Here is a 6,551-nt window from a genome sequence, read left to right as displayed (position 1 = left end):
GCTCCGGCTCAGGCCGCCGGAACCGCCTCGCGGTCGGAGGTCCCGAAATTCTCGGCGATCACGGGCGTGCGCGCGCGGATGTGCACGCGCATGAGGCGGGCCAGCGCCTCGCCGTCGCGGGCGCGCAGCAGGGCGATCATCTGCTCGTGCTGGCACACGGATTGTTCCCACTGTTGCGCCGTCTGATGCACCGCGTAGCGCGAGCGCTGGATGCGCCCCGACAGGCTGTCGTAGATGCCCGCCAGGGTGGCGTTCCGGCTCGCCCGCATGATGGCCTCGTGGATCGCGCGGTTGAGGGCGAAGTACAGCGCCTCGTCGCCGGCCTTCCAGGCCGCCACCATGGCGTCGTGGTCGCGGCAGATGCCGTCGATCTCGGCATCGGTGATGATACGGCAGGCGAGGTCGGCGGCGGTCGCCTCCAGGCCGGCGATCACCTCGATCATCTCCTCGATCTCGGATTGCGACAGGCTCGCGACCCGCGCGCCCCGATTCGGCAGCAATTCGAGCAGTCCCTCGGTGGCGAGGATCTTGATGGCCTCGCGCAGGGGGGTGCGCGAGATCCCGAAGCGCTCGGTCAGCTCGCTTTCGTTGACCCGCGCGCGCGGCTCGAGCTCGCCGGAGCGGATGAGATCCCGCATCCGATCGACGACTTCATCGTGCAGGTAGCGTCGGTTGATGCCGAGGCCCGTCTCGATCTTGTTCATGGGTCCGCGACGTCTGGAAGCAAAAGGAACAATACTCCCCCTGGTAATCCGCCGACTGCGGCCTGTCGAGGGAGTCCGGAATTATACCTCGCTTTCCCCCGGCGATCAGCGGATCTCTTCATGCCAGGTGCGTCCGTCGCGCTCGATCAGCGCGATGGCGGCGGTGGGTCCCCAGCTGCCGGCCGCGTAGGGACGCGGCGGCTCGGGACGGTCGGCCCAGGCCTTGAGGAGGGAATCGGCCCAGGCCCACGCCACCTCGACCTCGTCGCGGCGCATGAACAGGGTGGCGTTGCCGCGAACCACATCCATGAGCAGGCGCTCGTAGGCGTCGGGATAGCGCTGCTTGAAGGTCTCCTCGAAGGAGATGTCGAGGTTGGTCGGACGCAGGCGCATGCCGCCGGGACCCGGGTCCTTGGTCATGACCTCGAGCTTGATCCCCTCCTCCGGCTGGAGCCGGATGACGAGGCGGTTGGGCTCGCGCCCGAAGGATTCGGCCGGGAAGATCGAGAACGGCGAGGCGCGGAACTGCACCACGATCTCGGAGAGCTTCTGGGGCAGGCGCTTGCCGGTGCGCAGGTAGAACGGCACACCCGCCCAGCGCCAGGACTGCACCTCGAGCTTCAGGGCGACGAAGGTCTCGGTCCGGCTGTCGGCCTCGTTGCCGAGGTCGGCCCGGTAGCCTGCCACCGGCTGGCCCGCCACGGCGCCGGCCGCGTACTGGCCGCGCACCGTCACGCTCTGTACGTCGTGCGGGGTGATGGGTTTCAGGGCCCGCAGGACCTTCAACTTCTCGTCGCGCACCGAGTTCGCGTCGAGCGACAGCGGACTCTCCATCGCCATCAGGCAGAGAAGCTGCAGCATGTGGTTCTGCACCATGTCGCGCAGCGCACCCGAGGTGTCGTAGTAGCCCGCGCGACCCTCGACGCCGACCGTCTCGCCCACCGTGATCTGGACGTGGTCGATCACGTCCGCCGTCCAGAGCCGCTCGAAGATGGTGTTGGCAAAGCGCAGGGCCAGGAGGTTCTGCACGGTCTCCTTGCCGAGATAGTGGTCGATGCGGAAGATCTGCTCTTCCGGAAACACCTTGCCGACGGCGTCGTTGATCGCGCGGGCCGATTTCAGGTCCTTGCCGATGGGCTTCTCCAGCACGACGCGGGACTTCTCGCCGATCAACCCGTGGTTCGACAGGTTCTGGCAGATCGAGCCGTAGAGGTCGGGCGAGGTGGCGAGGTAGTAGGGCCGCACCTGGTCCGGGCGCTCGGCGAGCTTGGCGGCGAGATCCTCCCAGCCCTCGTCGCCCGCCCCGTCCACGGCCACGTAGTCGAGATGGTCGAGGAAGGCGCCGAGCTTGTCCTCGCTGACATCGCCGGCCGGCACGAAGCGCTTGATCGCGTCGCGGGCGCGCTCGCGGAACGCCTCGGCGCTCATCTCCGAGCGCGAGGCGCCGATGATCCGGCTCGTGCCCGGGATCTGCCCGTCCTCGAAGCGGTAGTACAGAGCCGGCAGCAGCTTGCGCGTGGTCAGGTCGCCGGTGGCGCCGAACACGACGCAATCGAAGGAGGCGACGGGGATGATGGTGGCCAAGGGCGGCTCCCGGAGTCCTGAGGGTCGACGGCGCCGGCACCCGAGCCGACCGATTCATCACCGTCGGGAGTATACCCCTGCAGGAACCTCGCCAAGGCGGGCCGGCGCCGCTGCGCCGCTCGTGCGCCTGCCCACTTGAGCGCCCATCCGGGAGTTCCCTAGGAACTCGGTCCCTTGGGTGGGGTGTTCAGGGGCAAGGCCCCGGAAGGTGGCGCGGCGCGCATGCGGGGCTCCGCCCCTCGGCCCGCGCGGAGGGATCGGCCCTTTGGACGATCGATTGTCGCAACCTTGCGAGGGACAGCATCACAGGTCGGGTATGACCCTGACCCTTTTGGGCAGAACGCCTCGCACATGCTGGTCTGCCGTATCACGAATCAGCTCGTAGAAGGCCCTGTAGCCATCTTTGCTCGTTGGATAGATATCCGCAGAAGAATAGGCCCAAATATCTTCAAGTTCCTGATCGCTCAAGTTTTTTGCAAGCAGATCGGTGAAAAACGCCCTGACCTCCAGGGCTTCTTCTTTGCTTCTATTCTGCATGATGTATCCGACGATGTCTTCCCATGTGTCTCCACAAAGATGGACATAAAGATGAAATTGACCAGCAAAATCCTTCCAAGAAGGGCTCATTTTGATCTCCTGTATGTCAATGTATGGGTTTGATTTTTTCTCTCCTTCGTCGTCATCATTCCTCGGATAGGCCGTGATGATGCGAAAGCCCCTCTCCGTAGAGCGATCATGGACGATCCAGATGCCGACGCCATAAGTCGTCCTCATGCGGATGGGCGTATCCTTCGGGATGCTCACGGCCTCTCGACCGGTCGGATAGCCGAAGCGCGACTTGAGCAAGGCGTCAGGCTCCGACCCTTCCGCGACCCGTTGAACGGCGTCTCTATTCTTTTCCAGTGCCTCCCTGATGAAGGTTCTCGCAGACTCGATCGAGTCGAAGGATCCATCCCTCATCAGCGGTAAGCTCGGCGGCAGGAGACCGAACAGTTGCCGCCGGTAACTGTCCGCGACGCGTTCGATCACCTCCGCGTCGGTCTTCCCGACATGCCCATCGACGATATGGCGGTTGAGGTAGGGATCCCTGGCAAGCTCCGCGCCGGAGATCCGGTCCCGTTCCCGGCCCGCGACAAGCTGGATCAAGGAGCCGTCGCCGGTCCGATCCGCGGTGCCGTCGCCGGCCCATTGTCCGCCCTCCCGGGTGCCGGCCGGGACGCGCGGCTGGAACGGGTTGAAGACCTTGAGCGCCAGGCGCGCGCGGACGAGCTTCGCCTCGACAGCGAGCGCGGCCAACTGCCAGCGAAGCGCATTCGAGGTGGTCTCTGGCAGACTCTCACGCATGGCCATCCCCTAGTGCGAAAACCGCCCAGGGTTGTCCGCTCCGCCCAGAAATGTCAATATATTCTTATCAAAACTGCAGCCCATCGGCCAATTCCGCGGGATCGCTTCGGCCGCCCGGACGACCGTCTCGGCCGCAGGTCCGTGGCGGCCGAACGGTGTGCCCCGGGTCGGATCTCTTGCCCGCGCATCGCGGATTCGGGATCGCCTTCCGGAGCCGGGCGAATCGCCTGCGGGACATCCCTCGCCTCAGCGCCCCGCAGCGAACGCCCGGAACGCCTCCGCATGATCCGGGTGCCAGCGCGACAGGGCGGGGCGGTTCTCGATGATGTCGCCGGCCGCCCAGGCGATGCGGCGCTCGTCCTGCGCCCGCGTGGTCTCGTTGTCCGGGCAGAGGATGTAGAAGTCGCCGGCCTCCAGCCGCTCCAGCATGAAGCGCACGGTCTCCTCCGGCGTCCAGGCTCCGTCGGGCTTCTCGGTGATCCCGCGGGCCTTGGCGAGGCCCGTATAGACGAAGCCCGGGATCAGCAGGTGGGCGCTGGTGCGGCAGCCTTCGCACCCGCGCAGGTCGTGGGCGAGCGCCTCCGTCACCGCCTTCACGCCCGCCTTCGAAACGTTGTAGGGCGTGTTGCCCGGCGGCGTGGTGATGCCCTGCTTCGAGCCCGTGACCACGATGGCGCCGGGCTGCCCGCCCGCGATCATCGCCGGCGCGAAGGCCTGGATGCCGTTGATGACGCCCCAGAGGTTCGTGTCGAGGATGCGCGCCCAGGTCTCAGGCTCCGAGAAGAGCCGGCCACCGGCTTCGATCCCGGCATTCAACATCACCACGGCGGGCGGGCCTTCGGCACAGGCCGCATCGCGTAGGGCCGCGATGTCCGCGGGGCGCCGGACATCCGTGGCCAGCGCTCGGACGGGAGCGTCCCCGGCGACGGCCGCAACCTCCGCGCGGGCGGCATCCAGAGCCTCTCCGGGCAGATCCGCGAGCCAGACCGCGAGCCCCTCGGCGGCGAAGCGCCTGGCCGCCGCCAACCCGATCCCGCTCGCCGCGCCGGTGACGACGGCGGTTCGCCCCGCCTGAAGTGCCGGATGCATGGTCATGGACTCTCCTCCCGCGCTCTGCACGCGGACCAGAGTTAGGGCGCCCTGTGGACCACGTCAGGCCGGGACAGGAGATTGGTAACCCTCCGCGAGCATGGTTGGGGAGACACCACACGCGAGAGATCCGTGATGTATTGGCGCCACAGTGCCGACCTTCCCAAGCCGCTCACGCCGCGCGCAGCCCTGCGTGCCGGCCTGTCCTCCATGGCGCTTCTCCTCGCCCTCGGTGCCACCGCCATGGGCCAGCAAGTCCCCCCGAGGGCAAGCGAGACTCCGGCCAGGACAGCGGAGACCCCGGCCAGGACGGTGCAGGAGGCGCCGGCCAGGGCGACAGCAGAGAATCCGGTTAGGGCGCCCGACACTCCCGCACGGCCGAAGATCGAGGCCCTGGTGGCGGCACCGGCAACGACGCCGGCCATTCAGGCGATCGTGCCGGGCCCGGGCGACGCGGCGCCGCCCGTGAAGAAGTCGCGGGAGCTGCCGCCGTTGGTGGTGGCGCGGGTCTCCGCCGATCCGGTCCCGACGCTCAGCCCCTCGACCTTCCTCGATACCCTGCGCATGGCCGACCGCTACCAGGCCATGGCCGATGCCGGCGGCTGGCCGGCGCTGCCCGTCGACCTCGTGATCAAGCCCGGCGCCAGCCACCCGGCGATCCCGGCCCTGCGCAAGCACCTGATCCTGGTGGGCGACCTGGCGCCAGAGGCCATGGCGGGGGATCAACTCGACGCGACCCTCGTCGTGGCGATCAAATCCTTCCAGGCCCGGCACGGCCTGCCCGAGACCGGGCTGATCGGCCGGCAGACCGTGGCGGCCCTCAACGTGCCGGCGGCAACCCGCCAGCGCCAGCTCGCCGCCTCCGCCGCGCGCCAGATCGGCTCGAACTTCGCCTATGGCGAGCGCTACGTGGTGGTGAACATCCCCTCGGCCACCGTCGAGGCCGTGGACCACGGCGTGGTGGTGCGCCGCTACGTGGCGGTGGTCGGCAAACCCGACAAGGCGACCCCGCGCATCGAGGCGCGCATCACCGACGTGAACCTCAACCCGACCTGGACCCTGCCGGTCTCCATCATCAAGAAAGAGATCATTCCGAAGATGCGCAAGGACCCGGGCTACCTCGCCCGTGAGCGCATCCGCATCCTCGGCCCCGGCGGCGTGGAGGTCGACCCCACCGCCATCGACTGGTCGAGCGAGAAGGCGGCCAACTACACCCTGCGGCAGGATTCCGGCCTGGAGAACTCCCTGGGGCAGGTGCGCATCGACATGCCGAACAAGCAGGCGGTCTACATGCACGACACGCCGTCGAAGTCGCTGTTCGCCCGCGAGGTGCGGTTCCACTCGCATGGCTGCGTGCGCGTCGCGCAGGTGAAGGAACTGGCCGGCTGGCTTCTCGAAGGCACGCCCGGTCCCAACGGTCCCGGCTCGACCTGGGGCCCGATCGAGATCGAGACCAGCATCGCCACCAACGAGCGTCTGGACATCAAGCTCCCGAAGCAGATCCCGGTGACCTTCGTGTATCTCACCGGCTACGCCACCCCGGACGGGCGCGCCCACTTCCGCGACGACATCTACGGCATCGACAGCCCGGCGGTGCCGATGCCGGAGGTCGCCACCACGGGGGCGATCACGCCCAGGAAAGCGATGGCGCCCGAGAAGGCGGGCGCCGTGGCGAAGACGGATACCGGCAAGGCGGAGGGCGCCAGACCGGACACCGCCAAGTCATCCCCGCCCAAACCGCGGGCCGCCGCCCCCGGGATCGCGCCGATCAAGTCACAGGGCGATGCGCCCATCCCGCCGGGCCTGATTCCGAACAGGGCCGCCCGCCCC

The 6,551-nt window shown here is 67.9% G+C and carries 5 protein-coding genes; 1 reads left to right on the top strand and 4 read right to left on the bottom strand.

Translation table 11 applies throughout. From position 1 onward, the window contains the following. Window positions 1-8: 8 nt before the first annotated feature. The 4 genes from K2X24_RS00855 to K2X24_RS00840 all read right to left on the bottom strand — a co-directional run bounded on the left by K2X24_RS00855 (window position 9) and on the right by K2X24_RS00840 (window position 4,727). Window positions 9-704, bottom strand: coding sequence for a GntR family transcriptional regulator (locus K2X24_RS00855; protein ID WP_292493791.1), 696 nt, complete (start codon window positions 702-704; stop codon window positions 9-11). A gap of 105 nt (window positions 705-809) precedes the next feature. Then, a complete protein-coding gene (gene zwf / locus K2X24_RS00850) occupies window positions 810-2,288 on the bottom strand; it encodes a glucose-6-phosphate dehydrogenase (protein ID WP_292493789.1) in 1,479 nt (492 codons plus the stop codon). A 303-nt stretch (window positions 2,289-2,591) separates the two neighbouring features. Continuing rightward, the gene (locus K2X24_RS00845) at window positions 2,592-3,632 is read right to left on the bottom strand and encodes an RNase A-like domain-containing protein (RefSeq protein ID WP_292493787.1); all 1,041 of its coding nucleotides are present in this window, start codon (window positions 3,630-3,632) and stop codon (window positions 2,592-2,594) included. Between the two features lie 246 nt (window positions 3,633-3,878). Beyond that, window positions 3,879-4,727, bottom strand: coding sequence for an SDR family NAD(P)-dependent oxidoreductase (locus K2X24_RS00840; protein ID WP_292493785.1), 849 nt, complete (start codon window positions 4,725-4,727; stop codon window positions 3,879-3,881). A 129-nt stretch (window positions 4,728-4,856) separates the two neighbouring features. Between K2X24_RS00840 and K2X24_RS00835 the strand changes: the two genes are divergently transcribed. After that, a partial coding sequence (locus K2X24_RS00835) for a L,D-transpeptidase family protein (RefSeq protein ID WP_292493783.1) occupies window positions 4,857-6,551 on the top strand: 1,695 nt, incomplete at its 3' end.

Origin of the sequence: Methylobacterium sp. (genome assembly GCF_019750675.1) — a bacterium.
Lineage (GTDB): Bacteria > Pseudomonadota > Alphaproteobacteria > Rhizobiales > Beijerinckiaceae > Methylobacterium.
This window is presented reverse-complemented; position numbering and strand designations above follow the sequence as displayed.

What these genes read in the sequence shown, in the direction of transcription:
- K2X24_RS00845 (WP_292493787.1), bottom strand. Translation starts at nt 3,632, where the DNA reads ATGCGTGAGAGTCTGCCAGAGACCACCTCGAATGCGCTTCGCTGGCAG.
- K2X24_RS00855 (WP_292493791.1), bottom strand. Translation starts at nt 704, where the DNA reads ATGAACAAGATCGAGACGGGCCTCGGCATCAACCGACGCTACCTGCAC.
- K2X24_RS00840 (WP_292493785.1), bottom strand. Translation starts at nt 4,727, where the DNA reads ATGACCATGCATCCGGCACTTCAGGCGGGGCGAACCGCCGTCGTCACC.